General features: G+C 35.7%; 20 protein-coding genes and 2 pseudogenes. 15 read left to right on the top strand and 7 right to left on the bottom strand.

Annotation, left to right across the window (positions count from 1 at the left end):
* The first annotated feature begins 32 nt into the window (after nucleotides 1-32).
* From QNH48_RS18410 to QNH48_RS18385, 6 genes are all read left to right on the top strand, one after another.
* Nucleotides 33-347, top strand: coding sequence for a hypothetical protein (locus QNH48_RS18410; RefSeq protein ID WP_283951477.1), 315 nt, complete (start codon nucleotides 33-35; stop codon nucleotides 345-347).
* Between the two features lie 175 nt (nucleotides 348-522).
* Nucleotides 523-999 (top strand): DUF2975 domain-containing protein, encoded by a 477-nt coding sequence (locus QNH48_RS18405; RefSeq protein WP_283951476.1) that lies wholly within the window; start codon nucleotides 523-525, stop codon nucleotides 997-999.
* A 10-nt stretch (nucleotides 1,000-1,009) separates the two neighbouring features.
* Nucleotides 1,010-1,228: a helix-turn-helix domain-containing protein gene (locus QNH48_RS18400; protein WP_133367729.1), complete on the top strand. Its 219-nt coding sequence runs from the start codon at nucleotides 1,010-1,012 to the stop codon at nucleotides 1,226-1,228.
* Between the two features lie 45 nt (nucleotides 1,229-1,273).
* On the top strand, nucleotides 1,274-2,065 hold the full coding sequence (locus tag QNH48_RS18395; protein ID WP_283951475.1) for a DUF817 domain-containing protein: 792 nt from the start codon (nucleotides 1,274-1,276) through the stop codon (nucleotides 2,063-2,065).
* A gap of 275 nt (nucleotides 2,066-2,340) precedes the next feature.
* Complete coding sequence (locus QNH48_RS18390; protein WP_283955814.1) at nucleotides 2,341-3,615, top strand: mechanosensitive ion channel family protein; 1,275 nt, start codon at nucleotides 2,341-2,343, stop codon at nucleotides 3,613-3,615.
* A 208-nt stretch (nucleotides 3,616-3,823) separates the two neighbouring features.
* Nucleotides 3,824-4,672 carry an SPL family radical SAM protein gene (locus tag QNH48_RS18385; protein ID WP_283951474.1) on the top strand — a complete coding sequence of 283 codons (849 nt, stop codon included), beginning with the start codon at nucleotides 3,824-3,826 and terminating at the stop codon, nucleotides 4,670-4,672.
* Nucleotides 4,673-4,909: 237 nt separating this feature from the next.
* On the opposite strand, the gene lspA is transcribed toward QNH48_RS18385, so the two are convergent.
* Nucleotides 4,910-5,347 (bottom strand): signal peptidase II, encoded by a 438-nt coding sequence (lspA, locus tag QNH48_RS18380; protein WP_133367733.1) that lies wholly within the window; start codon nucleotides 5,345-5,347, stop codon nucleotides 4,910-4,912.
* Nucleotides 5,348-5,587: 240 nt separating this feature from the next.
* Nucleotides 5,588-6,862: pseudogene (locus tag QNH48_RS18375) on the bottom strand (IS110 family RNA-guided transposase).
* A gap of 199 nt (nucleotides 6,863-7,061) precedes the next feature.
* Here QNH48_RS18375 and QNH48_RS18370 point away from each other — a divergent pair.
* Entirely contained in the window at nucleotides 7,062-7,661 is a 600-nt protein-coding gene (locus QNH48_RS18370; protein ID WP_283951473.1) for a pyridoxamine 5'-phosphate oxidase family protein, read from the top strand.
* A gap of 125 nt (nucleotides 7,662-7,786) precedes the next feature.
* Here QNH48_RS18370 and QNH48_RS18365 read toward each other — a convergent pair whose 3' ends face one another.
* Nucleotides 7,787-9,169 (bottom strand): D-serine ammonia-lyase, encoded by a 1,383-nt coding sequence (locus tag QNH48_RS18365; RefSeq protein WP_283951472.1) that lies wholly within the window; start codon nucleotides 9,167-9,169, stop codon nucleotides 7,787-7,789.
* A 161-nt stretch (nucleotides 9,170-9,330) separates the two neighbouring features.
* Between QNH48_RS18365 and QNH48_RS18360 the strand changes: the two genes are divergently transcribed.
* From QNH48_RS18360 to QNH48_RS18345, 4 genes are all read left to right on the top strand, one after another.
* Complete coding sequence (locus tag QNH48_RS18360; protein ID WP_283951471.1) at nucleotides 9,331-9,876, top strand: cupin domain-containing protein; 546 nt, start codon at nucleotides 9,331-9,333, stop codon at nucleotides 9,874-9,876.
* 233 nt (nucleotides 9,877-10,109) lie between these two features.
* Nucleotides 10,110-10,526: a VOC family protein gene (locus QNH48_RS18355; protein ID WP_095251858.1), complete on the top strand. Its 417-nt coding sequence runs from the start codon at nucleotides 10,110-10,112 to the stop codon at nucleotides 10,524-10,526.
* Nucleotides 10,527-10,909: 383 nt separating this feature from the next.
* The gene (locus QNH48_RS18350) at nucleotides 10,910-11,779 is read left to right on the top strand and encodes a permease (protein ID WP_283951470.1); all 870 of its coding nucleotides are present in this window, start codon (nucleotides 10,910-10,912) and stop codon (nucleotides 11,777-11,779) included.
* 15 nt (nucleotides 11,780-11,794) lie between these two features.
* On the top strand, nucleotides 11,795-12,631 hold the full coding sequence (locus QNH48_RS18345) for a TIGR03943 family putative permease subunit (RefSeq protein WP_283951469.1): 837 nt from the start codon (nucleotides 11,795-11,797) through the stop codon (nucleotides 12,629-12,631).
* A gap of 32 nt (nucleotides 12,632-12,663) precedes the next feature.
* Here the strand turns inward: QNH48_RS18345 and QNH48_RS18340 are convergent, their stop codons facing one another.
* The 3 genes from QNH48_RS18340 to QNH48_RS18330 form a co-directional block, all read right to left on the bottom strand.
* Nucleotides 12,664-13,593 carry a TIGR03943 family putative permease subunit gene (locus QNH48_RS18340; protein WP_283951468.1) on the bottom strand — a complete coding sequence of 310 codons (930 nt, stop codon included), beginning with the start codon at nucleotides 13,591-13,593 and terminating at the stop codon, nucleotides 12,664-12,666.
* Between the two features lie 13 nt (nucleotides 13,594-13,606).
* Nucleotides 13,607-14,605, bottom strand: a complete 999-nt coding sequence (locus QNH48_RS18335) for a permease (protein WP_283951467.1) — start codon at nucleotides 14,603-14,605, stop codon at nucleotides 13,607-13,609.
* A gap of 136 nt (nucleotides 14,606-14,741) precedes the next feature.
* Complete coding sequence (locus tag QNH48_RS18330; RefSeq protein WP_283951466.1) at nucleotides 14,742-15,746, bottom strand: metal ABC transporter solute-binding protein, Zn/Mn family; 1,005 nt, start codon at nucleotides 15,744-15,746, stop codon at nucleotides 14,742-14,744.
* A gap of 231 nt (nucleotides 15,747-15,977) precedes the next feature.
* On the opposite strand from QNH48_RS18330, the gene rpmG reads away from it, so the two are divergent.
* The 3 genes from rpmG to QNH48_RS18315 all read left to right on the top strand — a co-directional run bounded on the left by rpmG (nucleotide 15,978) and on the right by QNH48_RS18315 (nucleotide 17,882).
* Complete coding sequence (gene rpmG, locus QNH48_RS18325; protein WP_034674496.1) at nucleotides 15,978-16,127, top strand: 50S ribosomal protein L33; 150 nt, start codon at nucleotides 15,978-15,980, stop codon at nucleotides 16,125-16,127.
* 118 nt (nucleotides 16,128-16,245) lie between these two features.
* The gene (locus tag QNH48_RS18320) at nucleotides 16,246-17,448 is read left to right on the top strand and encodes a GTP-binding protein (protein WP_283951465.1); all 1,203 of its coding nucleotides are present in this window, start codon (nucleotides 16,246-16,248) and stop codon (nucleotides 17,446-17,448) included.
* Between the two features lie 137 nt (nucleotides 17,449-17,585).
* On the top strand, nucleotides 17,586-17,882 hold the full coding sequence (locus QNH48_RS18315) for an AbrB/MazE/SpoVT family DNA-binding domain-containing protein (RefSeq protein ID WP_283951464.1): 297 nt from the start codon (nucleotides 17,586-17,588) through the stop codon (nucleotides 17,880-17,882).
* A 90-nt stretch (nucleotides 17,883-17,972) separates the two neighbouring features.
* Here QNH48_RS18315 and QNH48_RS18310 read toward each other — a convergent pair.
* A pseudogene (locus tag QNH48_RS18310) lies at nucleotides 17,973-18,812 on the bottom strand (tyrosine-type recombinase/integrase).
* Between the two features lie 160 nt (nucleotides 18,813-18,972).
* On the opposite strand from QNH48_RS18310, the gene QNH48_RS18305 reads away from it, so the two are divergent.
* Nucleotides 18,973-19,107, top strand: coding sequence for a hypothetical protein (locus QNH48_RS18305; RefSeq protein ID WP_283951463.1), 135 nt, complete (start codon nucleotides 18,973-18,975; stop codon nucleotides 19,105-19,107).
* The last annotated feature ends 214 nt before the right edge of the window (nucleotides 19,108-19,321 follow it).

Here is a 19,321-nt window from a genome sequence, read left to right as displayed (position 1 = left end):
TAATAAAAACATGTGTTGAAAGAGGGTTTTTATTGAAGAAGCTAGCACTGCTATCCCTTATTAGTATTTTGTTTCTCTTTGCATTTTCGAAACAACAGGAGGTTGTGCACTTTTTACGACCGGTAGCAAACGGTCTGAAACAAAATACGAAGGTTCACGTTTTCTTGCCCACTTACTGGAGAGAACAAGGCGGGAAAGCAAAAAAGCATACTTCTGTTAAGGTGAAAGCTTATGAAAATGGGTATATGATTTATTTTTTATCGATGGATAAACGTTTATCATTTTTTTATAAAGGTCCGATTAGGGATGCGGTAAAAATTGTCGATAGTCTAAAATATATTGAATAAATAGTTAAAAAAGAAAGAGTATTTCTTTGAAATGAGAAATGCTTTTTTCTTTGCCTAGAAATAAAAGAATATCAGTGTAACGATAATTGTGTATTAAAAAATAATAATAATTTATTGTAAAACAATAAATAGCGTGTTAATATCAAATAGAAAATAAATTAGTGAGGTGCTTTTAATGAAACGAGGGTCAACATTATTTTTAAGAATGGCTGTTTTTCTTATTGGAACTCCAGTTCTTGCTTTGGGTATATTTGGGCTAACGTGGTTACCTAAAAATCCAGTAAATCCAGATTATGCCCATATACTATATCCCATTGTAATTGGTATGTATGTTTCAGTAATACCATTTTTCGCTGCATTGTATCAGGCTTTTAAACTTTTAAGCTATATTGACAAGAACCAAGCTTTCTCTGAATTGTCTGTTAAATCTCTAAAGAATATCAAAATCTGTGCATTGACAATCAGTGGTTTGTACTTGGTGATTTTGCCATTTGTTTATTTGGTAGCAGAGCTAGACGATGCTCCTGGACTCATCATAATCGGGATGGTTCCTGTCTTTGCTTCAATGGTGATCGCCGTCTTTGCTGCCGTTCTTCAAAGACTTTTAAAAGAAGCGATTGATATAAAATCTGAAAATGACTTAACGGTCTGAGGTGATAACAATGGCAATTATAATCAATATTGATGTGATGCTGGCTAAAAGGAAAATGAGCGTAACAGAACTTTCAGAGAGAGTGGGAATAACGATGGCCAACCTTTCTATATTGAAAAATGGAAAGGCAAAGGCGATTCGATTATCTACCTTAGAGGCGATTTGTAAAGCCTTAGATTGCCAACCTGGAGATATTCTAGAATACCGAAGTGATGAGGACACCCCATAAGCAGGATTAGATAAATCCTGAAATAACCCTTTGGAGGCAAAAATCGTGAGACCTCTAAAACAACTGGTTCGTTTTGGTTGGGAGCAGGCCCTTTCTTGTTTGTTTCCTGTCGTTATTTTTGCCTCTTTGGCTTTTACACAAATCGTGCCACTGCCTTTCCTGCCACGGTATGATTGGCTGTTTATCATCTGCCTTCTAATGCAGTGGTGGATGGTGCGCTCTGGGCTAGAAACTCGTGATGAACTAAAGGTTATCACCTTTTTCCATCTAATTGGACTTGCGCTTGAAATTTTCAAGACACACATGGGCTCCTGGTCTTATCCAGAGGAAGGATATTTCAAGATCTTTGGAGTGCCTTTGTATAGCGGATTCATGTATGCGAGCGTAGCAAGTTTTCTTTGCCAGGCGTGGAGGAGGTTAAAGGTAGAACTGGTTAAGTGGCCGCCTTTTTTGGTGGTGGTGCCTCTGGCAGCTGCAATATATTTGAATTTTTTCACTCACCATTTTTGGATAGATGTTCGTTGGTATTTATCAGCTCTTGTCATGATCGCCTTTAGGCAATCATGGGTCACATACGAGGTTAATGGAACACGTTACCGGATGCCACTGGCAATTTCCTTTGTGCTCATCGGATTTTTTATATGGATAGCTGAAAATATCGCAACGTTCTTTGGAGCTTGGGTATATCCAAACCAAAGCGATTCATGGAGTTTGGTTCATCTAGGTAAGGTAAGTTCATGGCTCTTATTAGTGATTGTTAGCTTTCTAATTGTTGCGACGTTAAAGCAGGTTAAGGGAAGTAATTCCTCCAGAATAGATAATAGTAAATATTTATAACTATTAGGAGAGCTCATTAATAAAAGTCGAATCCTTAGAATCATAAGGAATTCGACTTTTTTTTGGTGAAGATTTCTTAACGTATCAAATTCCGAATAAAGTAAATTGAAAAAAGCAAAGTTTGAGTAGCTTATTTCTTTTTAGAATTGTTTAATGTTTCTATTTTGCAACGGAGTATGATGAAATACAATTTAGGAAAAATAAAGGTAGAATGAGTGTTTGGATGGTAATTTAACGTACTGACAAAGTAGGATGAAATACAAGGGAGGAAAATGATGAAGCTTATTCGCAATCGACTGCTTGAATATGAGTTGAACCCAATCCTTACTGATTATCTTGCTGCTATTATTATGATTCTTTTTATAGGAATTCTCTGTATTGCTTCGAATTTTATTTCGAAGAAAATAGTGCTGAGGGTCATTACTCATATCATTACGAATAACAAATTCGATTGGGATAACATCCTTTTAGAAAGGAAAGTTTTTCACAGGTTATCCCATATTGTTCCGGCAATTATTATTTATTATTTTTCATCTACTTTTCCTGACTATCAACATTTAATAGAAAAGGGAGCCATTACCTATATCATTGTTGTCGGGTTAAGGGTCATTAATAGCTTTTTAAAAGCATTTAATGACATTTATTTAACTTTTGAAATCTCTAAGACTAAGCCAATCAAGGGATATATTCAGGTCGTTCAAATTATTGTATTCATTCTCGGGGCAATCGTTATTATCGCTAATTTGATGGGGGAGAGTCCTTTTATTCTTCTCAGCGGGATTGGTGCATTATCAGCTGTTCTTCTAATTGTATTTAAAGATTCGCTTTTAGGTCTTGTTGCTGGTATTCAATTAGCGGCCAATGATATGGTGCGCGTAGGTGATTGGATTGAAATGCCTAAATATGAAGCGGATGGAGATATCATTGATATCTCTTTGAATACGGTAAAAGTCCAGAACTTTGATAAAACGATTACGACAATCCCAAGCTATGCTCTTATTTCTGACTCGTTCAAAAACTGGAGAGGGATGCAAGTTTCTGGGGGCCGCCGAATTAAGCGTTCTATATTTATTGACACCAACAGTATCACGTTTTGCACCGAAGAAATGATAGAGAAATTTAAAACAATCCAATTTCTTTCAAATTACATAACTTCTAAGGAACAGGAAATTGCTGAATACAATGCAAAGAATGAAATTAATCGGAATAATCCAGTCAATGGCCGTGCGCTTACCAATATCGGGATCTTCAGAGCGTATATTAACCAATATCTTCAACATCACCCAGGAATTAGTCAGGAAATGACATTACTCGTAAGACAACTGGCGCCCACTGAAATTGGATTGCCACTAGAAATTTATGCATTTACCAATGATATTCGCTGGGATGTATATGAAACCATACAATCCGATATCTTTGATCATCTTTTCGCAGTAGCACCGGAATTTGGACTTCATTTATTCCAGAATCCATCTGGGAATGACTTTAAAAATATGATGGGGCAAATTGGTGGCAATATGAGGAGTAGAGAAACAGATTACCCCTCATAGAAATACCTAATAATGGAGGAATTTTGCTTATTCAAGAGTGTAAGAAATGAGCTGTCAAATTTGGCAGCTTTTCTTGTTTCACTATAGGGTGGTTAATTGAATAAGAGCTCCAAAAATAAACCAGCCAATAATTGTTACACATTTATGTGTGGAACAACATTTGTCTATAATGCCTATATATCTGGAAGTATTGATAGTTACTCACTTTATGAGAGGAGCAATAGATGTGTGGATTGATATAAAAGAAACATTATCAAAGAATATTCTCACTGAAGCAAAGGGATATTTGGATGTTGGGTTTACCCATTCACTAAATCCATATAGTGGCTGCGCGTTTTCTTGCACTTATTGCTATGTAAGAGAAATGCCCATCCAAAAATTTAAAGAAACTCCATGGGGCGAATGGCTCAATATCAAAACAAACGCAGCAGTAAATTATCGGAAAGAAATCTTAAAACTACGGAAGAAAAATAATCCTGTGAACATTTTTATGTCCTCTGCAACAGACCCGTACCAACCCATCGAACGTGAAGCAAACATTACACGAAGGATATTGGAAGAAATGATTGATAATCCGCCAGATTTTCTTCAAATCCAAACACGAGGACCGCTTATTACAAGAGATATTGATTTAATCGTCAAACTTAAGGAAAAATGTAAAGTCCTAGTATCGATAACGATTGAGACAGACAGGGAAGACATAAAGAAAATTTTTGCTCCACATGCACCAGGTATTAAATTACGGTTAAAAGCCTTAAAAGAAGTTCATGATGTTGGAATAATGACACAAGCTTCGATCTCGCCCGTTTTGCCCTTTACTCCAGAATTTCCTAAACGATTGGACGGGATTGTGGACCATATTTGGATTGATACTTTATCGATTGGGGATGGGGCGATGGGTAAACGTTCTGAGAGATTAGGAATGCCCAAAATATTTGAAGAACATGGACTATCACAGTGGTATCAACAAGGTTTACATGTAAAGGTTGAAAAATATTTTAAGAAATACTTTTCTAGTGATATGGTACGAGTCTCTAAACAAGAAGCCTTCCTTTAATAAGAATACCATTTTAAAAATCCAACAGCTAACAGATGGAACAACAATTAGTGAAGAATGGCTACCAGCAGTGTAAAAACTGCTATGAGCAAGATTGTAATAAAAACTACTTCAGATGAGATAGTTATGAATGTGAAAAAAAATTAATAAGGAGCATTTATTGAATTGAATTTTGCTCCTTATTAATTTTACTAGGTAATAGCATTGTAATTGTGTTGTAAGCAGAAAAAGAATGATCTAGAGTTTATTTTTCACCCAACTAACAACTACGTAAATAATAAGCAATATTCCCCCTATCTCGATAGCATGGTCGGCCATGTTAAGAATTCCACCGGAACGAATAATAAAATCTGTTACCTGACCGAACAAAAGTCGATCAATGCCATTTCCAATTCCTCCTCCCACAAGGAATCCAAAACTACTATCGATAAGTAAACCCTTCATTTCCCCGGTTCTGCGAATATATAAAACAACTATCACGAATAACACCGCCATAATTCCAAAGAGCCGTGCATAGCCAGGAAATAAACCTCCTGCCATCCCGCTATTTTCAATATGTGTGAGTTCTATTCCCCACAATGTAAATTCCTCATTGATGTCAATGTAGGCCCGGATTAGGTATTTAGAAAGCTGGTCCATCACAATAATGAAGATTGCAATTACATAAAACAGCATAAATGGTCCTTCTTTCTTCTGGAATATGATCCTAATCCTCAGTATAATTTAAAGTATTTTTCTATTCTATCATGAAGCATTTATTTACAATTTTAACGGAACGGGTCAGAGCCCTTTTGCACAACAAATCCGGTACTTCGTACTTTCTTTGAGATCCTACGAATAAGCCAATATTCGAAATAAATTATCCTTAAAGTTCAATTATTCTGGTGTGATACTAAAAATGATTCAAATTTAACTTTAAGCAGCTATAGTTGTTAATGGCTTTACTTTGAAAGGACGATAAGATTCATTCCTTCTGGCCATCCCAACTAATACTCTTGCGAGTTTATGAATTAATTTCATAATCGATTTCATTTTCTTCATCTTTTTCACTTTTACATTGTTGGCGTGCAGCTCTTTAAAATCAGGATTGTTCATGACGAGACTCATCGTGGCTAAGTACTAGAAGCGCCGTAAACGAGATCTCCCGCGTTTGGAGAGGACAATTTGACCTTTCCATTTACCTGAACTAGCCTCTGCAAGATGTAAACCAGTATGACGCAATAGAGAATTACCATGCGCAAAACCACTGAGATCTCCAGCTTCTCCAAGTATGCCTGCAAGGGCAATTTCACTAATTCCTTTGATGGCAAGTAACCTTTTTGCAAAAGGAACATGTTTAAGGAGATTAGTAACTTCCTGTTCAACCCGTTCAAGTTGTGCAGTTGCTAGATCAAACTCTTCAATTAATTGTTCCAGGTGTAGTTTATAAGCATCGTGTGCTTGTCGAGATCCGACTGAATGCGTAGCTAATTCAATTAATAAACGTGCTTTTATTATCCCAGGTTGTCTCTTCATTTGGGTTTTCCAGCCTTCAACGATATCTGGTGCTTTCATTGAACGTAGTTCTAGTGGTGTAGGGAATAAGCGAAGAGTTGCCATAGCCCCTTTACCTTTAACATCTTTGAATACCTGTCGAAGTTTTGGGAAGATAATATCGACCCAACGGTTAATTTGATTGACAGCACTGACTAGTCGTTTAAGGGTCATGTCACGGTTAGACATTAAAACTCTTAGTTTTTCAAAGGTCTCTGAAGTAGGACGAATAAAGGAATAGTAACCATTCTTGACCATATCTGCGATAACAAGAGCATCCTATTTATCACTTTTCGATCGGCTATTATCACGGTTTTCCTTATTCTTTTTTACGAGGTGGGGGTTAACAGTTACTGCTTCAATATCTTGATCATATAGCCATTTTGATAGGTTAATCCAGTAATGTCCTGTAGGTTCCATGCCGATAATAGTAGAAGTAAATCCTTTTAAGGTTTTTAACTCGTTAATCCATAGTAGTAATCTAGCAAAACCTTCTTCATTATTTTCAAAAGTAAGAGGATCACCGACTATAATTCCACGGTAATTTACAGCTCTAGCTCCGTGTACTGCTTAGGCGATATCCACACCAACTACGAGGTGTTTATCCGAAATTCTCTCAATTAGTTGATTTTGTTTGTCTTGCATCTTAAACTTCATATTAGGGTTCCTCCTTAAGGTTTGAGTTAGAGTGGTGTCTATACTCATATCTTACTGAGGGACCTAATTTTTTTCAAAGTTGAAAATTAGCTATCTACAGGAATTCTAACGGGGCAGGTTAATGGAAGAAATGAATAATAAACTTAAATATATCTATGTGTTAAAATAAATAGAGAATTAATGTAAAGGTTGAGAGACAATGTCAAAAGGCGAACATTTACTACAGGAACGTTATGGTACTACAAAAAAGGCTTCCACTTTCTACGAAAACCAAATGCTTAATTACTTAAATGAGCAGATGACGGAGTTTATATCAAAACAAGGTATGGTATTTATAGCAACTGCTGATTCTAGTGGAAACTGTGACTCCTCTTTTAAAGCTGGCTCAGTAGGTTTTGTACGGGTAATTGATAAAAAAACATTAATTTATCCTGAATACAAGGGGAATGGTGTTATGGCAAGCTTAGGAAACATCATTGAAAATCCCCATATTGGATTAATGTTTATAGATTTTTTTGAGCAAAACATAGGGTTACATGTCAATGGTAAAGCTTCAATAATAGAAAATAGAGAATTGACTTCATTAAAATTATCAGAGAAGATAATTAATGACATTAAAGAAAAAGAAGGAAATAGACCAGAACGTTGGGTAATTATCAAAATTGATGAAACTTATATCCACTGTTCAAAACATATCCCAATGCTCAAACAGATCGATAAAAAAATATACTGGGGAACCGATGATGAAAAACAAAAAGGTGGGGACTTTTTTAAAGTAAAACATAGTAAAAAAGTTTAAAAATGTTCTTCAACTAATGGGTGATTATGTTAAAGATGGGATGGCTGCGGCGATCCTGTTTTCTTATTGTGCTAACGGGGAGGTTAGTTCAACAAGAAAAAATTTTTCCAATAAAAACACGGGGGTCAGCTAACCCCCGTGTTGAAATACCTTTGATTCTCTAACGTTAAATTCAATCCTTTTTGATAATATTGCTTCATCATTTCTTTAGGAACCATATTTCCACCAGTCCCCCAAATAATGTGTGTACCTTTACTCATTTTTTTTGTTAGATTATGCTTCAGTAAATAATCGGTTCCTTCTTTACATAATTTAATTGGTCCTATCATGCCTGCTAGTGCTGAAGGTTCTAAATGAATCCCCTCTGTATCAACTAGTTCCTTTAGTAACTTATACAACTGTTCATCGCTGACCGTATAATTACCACTTAGAAACGGTTCTATAGTCTTACCTACAAATCCAGATGGTCTTCCTACAGCAAGTCCATCAGCGTCTGTTACATTATCAATACCAATATCTTGCACAGAAATTTTATCATGAAGTCCAGTCATTAAACCAAGTAACATACATGGAGAGTGGGTAGGTTCTGCAAAGAAACAGTGAACATGGTCTTGATAAAATAACTTCAAACCAAAAGCTATACCGCCAGGACCACCGCCTACTCCACATGGAAGATAAACAAATAAAGGATGATTTTCATCAATTGTTATCTCTAACTCTTCTAATTGTTTTTTTAATCGAGATGCTGCTACTGCGTATCCTAAAAATAGGTCATAAGAATTTTCATCATCTACAAAATAACATGTAGGATCCCCATCTGCTTGGAGTCGACCTTCCTCTACTGCTTTACTATAATCGGATTCATATTCGATTACATTTACATTTTTGCTTCGAAGTAAGTCTTTTTTCCATTGTTTTGCATCAGCCGACATATGAACGGTCACATTAAAACCTAACTTTGCACTCATGATGCCTATACTAAGTCCTAAATTTCCAGTCGAGCCTACTGCGATTGAATATTGGGAGAAGAATGTTCGAAACCTATCACTATCTAAAATGGAATAGTCATCTTGAATCGTCAATAATTGATGTTGAAGAGCTAATTCTTCTGCATGTTTGAGAACTTCATAAATCCCGCCTCTTGCTTTTATAGACCCTGATATAGGAAGGTGACTATCGCACTTAAGCAATAATTCACCTAATATAGGTTGTTGATAATCCTGCTCTAAGGATAGTTTCATGGAAGGAATTCTCACTAAAGGAGATTCTATTATCCCATTCATCTTTTTTGTATCTGGGAATACTTTGGCAATATATGGAGCAAAACGTTTCAACCTTTCCTCTGCATCCTTTACATCATCTTGAGTAAGGGGGGATTTTTTAATTCCTGTTTTAAACTTTTCAATTTTAGGATTTAACCACAAAATTTCCTTCATCGAAATGAGTTTGATTAGTAAAGGATAGTGTTCTTTCCATGTTTGTAGATCTCTGAATTCAATCTCTTTCACTTTGATAGTCCTCCTTATTGAATTGATTATAGTCATCAAAACGAAGTAAAATATAATTTAATGAAGTTTAACACAGTTTAACATAGACGCTTTTAGTTGTTAAGTATTATTTAAAAATGTTAAATTATAATAAATAATTAATTATGAAGGAGTGCATAGGAATGGAAAATATAGATATTGGTAAGATGGTTGAAAAATATAGAAAAGCTAAAGACTTAAGCAATAGAGAATTAGCAAAGTTAGCTGAAATAACGCCTTCAATGTTGAGCCAAATCGAGCGTGGCTTAGCAAACCCCTCTATTCAGACTCTTAAAGTTTTAGCGAAATCCCTAGACGTTCCTACATTTAGTTTTTTCATTGAAGAAACAAACACGGTTGATTTAGTTGTTAGGTCTAGTCATCGAAAGAAAATGATCATTGAAAACTTATCTTATGAGCTAGTTTCACCTGATTTTACTGGAAACCTGGCAACAGCCATTATGAATTTTCCACCGAACACTGCTTCATCTGAGAAACAGTTGGAGCATAAAGGAGAAGAAGTTGCTTTTGTATTAGAGGGGAAAATTAAAGTGTTTTTAGATGAAGAAGAATACATATTGGAACATGGTGATAGTGTAAAAATACCAGCACTAATGAAGCATAAATGGGAAAATAATTTTAGTGAACATGCTGCCATACTTTTTTCGGTGACTCCACCAGCTTTTTAATTTTCTTATTGAACAAACTGGGCAGGATAGTTGATTAAAAACTGTTGCGTATTTTGGTAGGACTGGAACAATATACGTATTCTACGCACAGAATAATTACAAAAATTTTTTCTAACGATTACCGTTTTAATTACATTAATCGTTTACAATAAGTATATGTACATCAACTAGGAATCGACCCCTATTTAAAGAGTATAGTTACTTACTCAACTTTAAGGAGGAAATCGATTATTATGAGCGACATAGTGACATTACGAGGACTTTCCACAGTCAGTTTTTGGGCAGCTGATCTAGCAGGGGCAAAAAAGTGGTACGCCGAGCTATTGGGTATTGATCCATACTTCGAACGTCCAGGATATGCCGAGTTTCGCCTCGGTGACTACCAGCACGAGCTGGGATTGATTGATAGCCGTTACGCGCCAGATGGTTCAGTGACTAGTCCGGCTGGTGCTGTCGTGTACTGGCACGTCGACGATGTGACATCTACTTTCAAGAAGCTTCTATCTATGGGAGCAAAAGAGTACGAAGCACCTACAGAGCGAGGTGAGGGGTTCATCACTGCTTCCGTTATCGATCCCTTTGGGAACATCCTAGGTATTATGTATAATCAGCACTATTTAGATGTTCTGAGCTTGACCAGAAAAGCCTGAACCATGCCTTCAGCATTCGGCATCTTGGCATTCACTAGCTTCAAATTCATCATTGCTTTTACTAGAATGTACATAAACTAAAGGGTGCAAGAGTTGAAGATGGGGTGCTGCGGCATCCTTTTTTTCTTGTTCCACTAACGGTCAGGATAGTTTAACAAGGAGTTTGTGTTTTTATAGAGTAAATGCGTTCGATATTGAATATTTGTGAAAAACCTACCTAATTATGAATATTATTAAGCATTTCAAATAAATACCACTTATTACATCAACATTTAGTTGAACTTATTTTATTACACCTATAGAATTTTATAGGTGCTTTTTAATGTGATTTTCATATTTTTATATTATTCTTTTAATAAGACTAAACATAGGGAGGTCTTGATATGAAGAGCGAACTTTTTTTGCAAATGAATACGATCTTTATAAGTATTTTAATAGAGGCCTTGCCTTTTATCCTGTTAGGGGTATTAATTTCAGGGATTATTCAGATTTTTGTGACGGAAGAAATGATGGCTCGGATTATTCCGAAAAACAAAATTTTAGCTGTCTTATCTGCTGCTTTAATAGGTGCTATTTTTCCTGCTTGTGAGTGTGGAATTGTTCCAATTACGCGACGATTAATGGCAAAAGGTGTTCCGCTTTATGCAGCAATCCCTTTTATGCTTACTGGTCCAGTGATAAATCCTATCGTGTTGTTTTCCACTTATATTGCATTTGGGAACAATTGGGATATGGTCTTGTATCGTGGAGGGATCGCCTTACTGGTTGCTCTCATTGTGGGTGGGTTACTTTCCATTCAATTCAAGGATTCTCAGTTAAAGAATGATGTAGCTGATCATATTCATCGCAAATCATTTAATGGAAAATTTATTGGCATGCTAAAGCATTCAATTGATGAGCTGTTTTCAGTTGGGAAATTCTTAATCCTTGGTGCGTTTGTTGCGGCATTCATTCAAACCACGGTAAAAACAGCTACCTTGCTGGACATTGGACAAGGTCCGTTATCTTCTAACCTGGTTATGATGGGTCTCGCTTATGTTCTTTCGTTATGCTCAGAGGCGGATGCCTTTGTAGCAGCATCATTCAGAAGTACATTCTCAACGGGCTCGCTAGTAGCATTCCTTGTTTTTGGACCAATGCTGGATATTAAGAATACACTTATGCTTTTAGGGACATTTAAAGTGAAATTTGTTCTTTATTTAATGTGCTATATAACTGTCTTGGTCGCCATAATCACGTTATTTATTAAATAGGGAGGAGGTGCTGATATGTTAAGGACACTGATATTAATTGGATTAACGTATTTATTTACCCATTTGCATGCCTCAGGAGATATCTCCAAGTATATCAATATGAAATATTCTTATTTATCTTACTCAGCCATTTATATTCTAGCCATTTTCACATTACTTAGTATTTATTTTTATTTGAAAGAAGATCCACACGATCATGATCAATGTAGAGATGATTGTGGGCATTCTCATGAAGAAAATACTTGGTGGAAAAAAGCAATAACCTATGGAGTATTTATTATTCCGATTTTTACAGGTCTGTTTCTGCCTGTCGCAACGCTAGATTCGAATATTGTAGAGAAAAAGGGCTTTTATTTTCCTGTTTATGCAGACAGTGATTCAACTAGTCAGCATCAATTTTTACAACCTGATACAAGTGTTTATTATGGACAAGATGACTACGATGACTTAATGGCTAAATCGTTAAAGAAACTATTGAAAAAAGATACGCTTGAACTTAATGAAAGTAACTATTTAACCGATTTAGAATCCATCTATAATTATCCTGGACAATTTATTGGCAAAGAAGTTAAAATAACAGGATTCTCCTATAGCACAGATGAATTAGCTGCGAACCAAAAATTTCTTTTTCGATTTGGAATTATTCACTGTGTGGCAGATTCGGGCGTGTTTGGAATGTTAGTGGAGCTTCCGGAGGATGTTAACCCTAATAATGATGAGTGGCTTACGGTAAGTGGAAAACTCGAAACCATCTACTATCAGCCCTTTAAGAAAACCATCCCTTATCTCAAAGTGACTTCATGGGAGACGATTAGTCCACCAGAGGATCCTTATGTGTATCGTCAATATTAATAGCCTTAGTTCAAAGAACTAAGGCTATTTTTCTAAAGAATTTTCACACTTATCGGATAGAGATATGGTTCCTTTGGTTCATTGATTTTTTTCCAGGTGGTAATTTTTATGATAGGAAGCTCTGTGCCATTAAAGTTCGTGGTATCCAAAACACCTTTCACTTCAATCCAAGTATTTTCTTTAAATGATGAGGCTTCCGGTAACTCTGATATGAATCCAATAATGCTGGCATCTGCAACGCAATGGGTAATCAAAAATCTTGATAGCACAAGTTGGTCTTGTTCAAGACCTTCTTCTTTATAAACAAATCCTTTTAACTCGATTTCTCGCCCTTTAAATTTCTCGATGTCCGTATGAATTTCGTCATAGTAAGTAGAAAAAATATCATCATTCATCTTAATAGTCGAGCTTTGTAAAAGATGTTGTATTAATTGATTATATTCATCTTTTGTATAAACTAATTCTTCGATACGTGAAAGGTCAACAAGATCTCCATTAATAACAGGGTCTTCCTGTTGACTATTGTTAGGTGCAGGCATTTCTTCTTTTTCCTTCTCTGACTTCTGATTGGTTAATACAGCCAAACCACCTTTTTTATAAGCGATAGAGGCTTCGAGCACCTTTGCAGGGAGTAAGAACCCGGTGACTAACGGAAATACAATAACAAGATAAGCGATTAATTTTTTTGTATTAAAAGGAGAGACTCCATGATCGTGACTACAATTATGGTCGTGAAAATCGTGATGACAGTGGTGATGCTGGCTGTTTTCCTTAACAGTCCATATCCTTGTGGTTTGGATCATAAACAATATTAAAAATAATACAGAAGCAGACTGGCTTAAGCCCTCATATTTTGGATTAATAAACTTTGTCATTTCGCCAGTAAAATGAAGCTTAAAAAGCAGGACAGAAAAAGCTAATAAAATAAACGATCTGACAGCCTGCTGAAAATGAAAACTCACGACTTTCCCCCCTTTAAATAAAGCTTTGCACCGACATGATCGTAATAAAGATGACCGAAATGATTAAAGCTAACACACCGATAACAAACTTCAATCGGAATACGCTCAGCATCATTAGGGTGTTTTTTAAATCCATCATTGGACCAAAGATTAAGAACCCTAAAATGGCTGAAGTTGGGAAAATACTGCTGAAGGAAGCACCGATGAACGCATCTGCTTCAGAACAAAGTGATAAAACGTAAGCTAATCCCATCATGACAGATAGAGAGGATACCGTTCCGCTGCCGGCTTCCAAGAGAGCTTTTGCCGGCAGATAGGTTTGTACAAATGCAGCTAAAAAAGCTCCCATGACTAGGTATTTACCCATATCAAAAAACTCATCAATGGAATGGGTTAACATCGACCAAAATCTGGTTGAAAGAGATTCTTTTTTTGAGTGTGTTTGTGAAGTACTTGTATGGATAGGAGATTTTAATTGTTTTCCCTTAAAAATAACGCTGACAAACAATGCAACCATTATAGCGACAAAAAAACCTAACCCCATTCTTAATCCCGCAATCTTAAAATCGTTCCCAAATGCCATATAAGTAGAGGCAATCACAATCGGATTAATTAACGGCCCTGTCAACATAAAGCCGATGGCAGCATGAATTGGTACTCCTTTTCCTACGAGACGACGGACAATTGGAACAATACCACATTCACACGCTGGAAATAAGGCACCGATGACACAGCTCATGATAATAGCTAAAACTTTATTTTTGGGAATCCAGCGTTGAATATGTTCTTCGGTTACAAAAATTTGGATCACACCCGCGATGAGGACTCCTATTAAAACAAATGGCAGTGCCTCTATTAAAATACTTAGAAATATCGTGTTTAGATTTAATAGTGACGGAGGTATATCATATGAGATTTTAAAGCTAGTACTTAAAGAAAGCAGTAATAACGCTAAAACAATGATCATAATACCCGTAAATTCTATGATATTATTACGAACAATTCGATACATAAATACCTCCTGATTCTATTAAATATTTTGGTACATTTAATAGAGTATGAATAAAAAATTAAATATATACCTATCGCTCCATCTATGTAAGGAAATCCCTGCCGCAATGCAGGGATAGATAAGTCGCATGTTGTTGTTAGTCATTTAAAACTGTCTTGATGGTTTCTAAATTCCTACGCATGATGCTGAAGTAATCATCTTTTTGTTTAATGTTGTCTTCTGTTACTGCCTCTAGATTATGGAGAGTAAGAGACTTTGCTCCTATTTCTTCTTGGATGATTTTTGCTATTTTTGGTGAAACATTCTGCTCGAATATCACATAATGAATGTTATGTTCTGTAGACTCTTCAATGATTGCCTGCAGTTCTTTCTGAGATGGTTCTTGTGTGGGTGATAAACCTGTTATTGCAATTGTTTCAATGCCATATCGCTTTTCCCAATATCCATAAGCAGCATGAGAAACTAATAAATTCCTCGTTTTTGAACTCTCAATGGTTGTTTTAAATTCCTGATCCAGTTTTTCCAGATCGTTTTTTAGCTGTTTAAAATTGGTTTCAAACTCTGTTGCGTGTTCTGGCATTAACTCACTCAAAGAGTTTTTGATGTTATTCGCAAGGTCAATGGATAGGACAGGATCTAACCATATATGGGGATCTAACTCACCATGGTCATGTCCTTCTTCCTCATGGGCTTCAGATTCTGCGTGTTCCTCTACTTCAGAATGTTCATTTTCATCCTCATGATGTTCATCAGAATGACTAGATTCTATGAGATTAATTCCTTCTGCGGCTTTTAAAATTTGTACTTCCTCTTTTTTCAATGCTTCCGTTGCTTTTTCTGCAAATCCTTCAATCCCTGCACCAGTATAGATAAATAAATCTGAGTCTGCCAGGTTAATCATGTCTTTTGTAGAAGGCTCGTAGGAATGGGCATCTACATTGGGAGGATAAATACTTTGTACTTCGACGTAACTTCCGCCAATTTTTTTAGTGAAATCTTCAAGCGGATAAATGGTGGTATAGACTGTTAGAGAGTTTTTTTCTTTATTTTCTCCGGTTTTTACAACTTCTTTGGATCCACAACCTGTTAACAAGAGGCTTAAAGTTAGAACAGAGGTAGACATAAGTGTAGATATTCTCATAGAATTACTCCTTAAAATATTAAAATTTATATAGAATGTGATAAAACGAAATCGTTACGTTTTACATTCTAAAATAAATCTATGCGTTTGTAAATGACTTTAGGAATCATTTCGATTTATTTTTTTAGCAAGAAGTAATAGTTCTACCGCTTGACATTAAAATGAAATTGGGATAAAGTGCAAATCGTAATCATTTTGATTTGAAAACGAAAAATTAGGGAGGAAAGTAAGATGCGTGTAAAAATTACTTTGCAATGTACAGAAACTGGCGACAGAAATTATATTACAACAAAGAACAAGCGGAATGATCCGGAAAGACTCGAACTAAAGAAATATTCTCCTCGGTTGAAACGCTATACGATTCACAGAGAAACAAAGTAAGAAAATAGAATAGTTATAAATGTCCTTTAATACCTGAGTAATTTCAAGTTAATTAAAATATGTAAAAAGTATAAATCGTAATGGTTATTATTTGTGAATGACGGAAGGGAGAATTATCATGAAAGACACTAGAATTCCAGTAACTGTTTTAAGCGGCTATTTAGGAGCAGGGAAGACCACTTTACTAAACCATATTCTTCAGAACCGAGATGGATTAAGAGTTGCAGTTATTGTCAATGACATGAGTGAAATTAATGTTGATGCAGAATTGGTAAAACAGGGAGGGGGGTTAAACAGAACGGAAGAAAAGCTTGTGGAACTATCAAATGGGTGTATTTGCTGTACATTAAGAGAAGACCTTTTAAAAGAAGTGGAACGACTAGTGGAGATTGGAAATATAGATTATATTGTGATTGAATCAACAGGTATAAGTGAACCAGTACCCGTTGCACAAACTTTTTCTTACATAGATGAAGAGTTGGGGATTGATCTTACAAAACATTGTAAACTCGATACAATGGTTACAGTTGTTGATGCAAACAGGTTTTGGCATGACTTTGCATCAGGAGATCTCCTTCTGGAAAGAAACCAGGCTGTAGGTGAAGAGGATGAAAGAACGGTTGCGGATTTATTAATAGACCAAATTGAGTTTTGTGATGTCTTGATCCTAAATAAATGCGATTTGCTTGAAGAGGAACAATTAATTCAGCTTGAGGTTTTTTTAAGAAAGTTACAGCCTACAGCGAAATTTCATCGTTCAATTAAGGGAAAAGTTCGCCAACCAGAGATTTTAAATACAGGTTTGTTTAATTTTGAAGCCGCAAGCGAATCTGCCGGTTGGGTTAAAGAATTGGAAGCGCCTGAGCATACTCCTGAAACTGAAGAGTATGGAATCAGCTCCTTCGTTTATAGAAGTTCGGTCCCATTTCATTCTGAAAGATTCAATTGCTGGGTGGAAGAAATGCCAGAAGAAATTGTAAGGGCAAAAGGAATCGTATGGTGCGCAACCAGGAATGACTTAGCTTTATTATTTTCGCAAGCAGGTCCATCGGTGCAATTAGACCCGGTATCTTATTGGATCGCATACTTGTCCCCAGAGCAACAAGCCCAATATTTTGAAGAAGACCCGACATTAAAAGAAGATTGGGATGAAAAGTTTGGAGATCGGAAAAATGAAATCGTTGTGATCGGAATTCACATGGATAAAGAAGTTGTGAAAACTTCTTTAGATCGCTGTTTATTGACAGAAGAAGAGATGACACAAAATTGGAATAAAATGAATGATCCCTTCGTATGGAATATTACTACAGCAGTTAAATAAAATGAACGAGCCTACAATATATTAATGTAGGCTCATTCATTTTATTTTGGAGCCCCCTTTCAATTTTATTATGGAAAAATAAATGCCTACATCTACCTTTTGTATATTAATCTAAACATTTTTTGGGAGGGATTGAATTGAATAAAGTAAAATTAAGAAAAACTGGACAATTGTACATTCCTAAAACTCTTACAAAAATATTAAATATTGAAGTAGGTGACATTATCAATATATTTATAGATGGTAAAAAAATTGTATTAACAAGTAAAGCAGGATTTGAAAAAGAAAATAAGTGTACTTATAATCAAAAAGGAACAATCCATATACCGGCAGAAATTAGAAGATTAAAAAATATCGACACAGATGCAGTTTTTACTATTACTATCGATGAAAAGGAAAAACGGGTATGTCTTATTCCTGATTTAAAAGGTTGAATGAGATTGTGAAGAATTGTACTTAAACTATAGGGTGCGAGAATAAAAAAAGCAATGCTTTTTAGGGGCATTGCTATTTTGCATTTTCATTTAAAAATACTTCCTATAAAGTTCTTGCCGTAAACTCCCACTTAACTGTGCATATATCCTAGTAGTTTCACTTTTCTCATGTCCTAATAAGCTCTGTATGACTTCAAGAGGTGCACCATTATTCAACAAATGGGTGGCATAGCTGTGCCGCAGCTGGTGGGGGTGAATAGTTTTATTGAATTCTGCCTGACTAGAAATCCGCTTAATGATGTATCTCATTTGGGCAATACTCATTCGATGGGGATACCGTTATGTAACAAAAATTGCTGGATCGCTATCCTGGCGTTGATCATGATAGCGTCTGAGCCAAATATCGCAACGGATATTAAAATAAACTTCCCTTTCTTTCTCCCCTTTTCCTCTTACAATCGCAGAACGGTTAGACCAATTAATTCTATTCTTATTTTGGGAAACAATTTCACCTATACGGCACCTAGTGGAAAACATGAATTCGAACAAAGCCTTTTCCAATGGGCAAGAGCATGCTTCACGTAAATGTTCAATTTCACATTCTGTTATAAACTTAGGAATTCGTTTCCCTGCTTTAGGTTCCTTTATCTTTGCTGCTGGATTTTTTGGAATAAGACCTTCCTCATGTGACCATCGAAATAATGACTTCATAAATCTTATTCGATGAGCTAGACTTGAAGGCTTTAAGGTTTCACTCGATTTTGACAGGTAATCTTTTATTTGAACAGTGGATATGGTATCTAATTTAACGTCCTTTAAATACCGATTAAGTAAAGTAGCTTGAAGTTTATATGCTTTTATTGTTTGTGGTGAGAACCCTTCAATTCGTTTATCCGATTCATATGTTTCCCATGCCTTAGATAATAACAAAATACATCTCTCCCTAAATTTCTCTTTTAAAAGGGATTATTGACAGTGTTTTCGAAATCGAAACGGAGAGCTTATTCAACTATCGAAGCAGGTTAGCTGAATAAAGGAAAAAATTAAGATGAATCGAATATTGTAGGTATGCAAAAATGAGGTGGATGAAATGAAGCAATTTGATATGGTTAGAATTACAAAGGATTTCCCTGCTGAAGGTAGTACTAAGGGACAAATTGGAACGATATTAGAAGTCTGGGAAAAAATCATTTTGAAGTACAAATATCCGATAGTAATGGGATAACTTTATTCTTGGGTGCATTATCTGGAGATTTTCTTGCCGTTGTTGTTTAACTACGTGTGCGTTTCTTCAAGAAGGAGATCGCCCTTTTCTATTGAAGTAAAAGGCAGTTACATTATGGCGTAATGCATGTTTAATCATAATTTAAGGATTTATGAAATACCATCATCATTATGATAAAATGACATGCTGTAATTTATCACAAAGCTTATTTTAG

This window comes from Neobacillus sp. YX16 (genome assembly GCF_030123505.1).
Taxonomy (GTDB): domain Bacteria; phylum Bacillota; class Bacilli; order Bacillales; family Cytobacillaceae; genus Neobacillus.
Note: the sequence above shows the minus strand (reverse complement) of the source record. Positions and strands in the feature narration are given on the sequence as shown.